At 56.0% G+C, this 548-nt stretch carries 1 protein-coding gene; it reads left to right on the top strand.

The window, feature by feature from the left end; translation table 11 throughout:
* Positions 1–303 (top strand): hypothetical protein (locus BFF77_RS36420; RefSeq protein WP_211280385.1); only part of this gene is annotated, 303 nt, incomplete at its 5' end.
* Positions 304–548 lie beyond the last annotated feature (245 nt).

Genomic DNA, 548 nt, shown 5'->3' with positions numbered 1-548 from the left:
GGCCGCCAGTTTCGGGGTGTGGCCGGCGCCTGCTCGATGGGTGCTGGTCTCTCGGATCTCCTGTATGAGGAGGGGATCGCCATGGCCCCATATGTTCGCTGGACGGTACGTTCAGAGGATGAGGCGACGTGGGAAATTGACACCCTGTGGAGCGATCTCCAGGATTACAGCTTCTCTTATCTCGGGTCCGTTCGATCGCTGCAAGATCTGATTGCGAAGATGCAGGCAGATGTGAAATATCAGGAGCTTAGCGGTCATCTCGCAGTCGCGTGTGCACTTGAAGACAGGAGGTCGACGCCGTAAACGCGCTCCGCGAGTATGCAGAGAAGGCGCAGGGGCAGCAGAGAGATATCCTGAATCGATCTCGATCGTTCGTCAGCTCTATTGTTGACCATTTCCAGGTTGGTGAGTCCGTCCTGGACTATTCATTCGAATCCTAGTGTCGGCATGAATGGCGTGCGACTAACTCGATCGTCGCACGATAGCCATTCTATGTGTGTGGGTCAGTGAGCCCTTTTCAACCTCAGCAGGGCTGCTGACGCGGCTCA

This window comes from Streptomyces lushanensis (assembly GCF_001700515.1).
In the GTDB taxonomy this organism is placed as follows: Bacteria; Actinomycetota; Actinomycetes; order Streptomycetales; family Streptomycetaceae; genus Streptomyces; species Streptomyces lushanensis.
The sequence above is the reverse complement of the archived record's forward strand: the minus strand, read 5'-3'. Positions and strand labels throughout refer to the sequence as shown.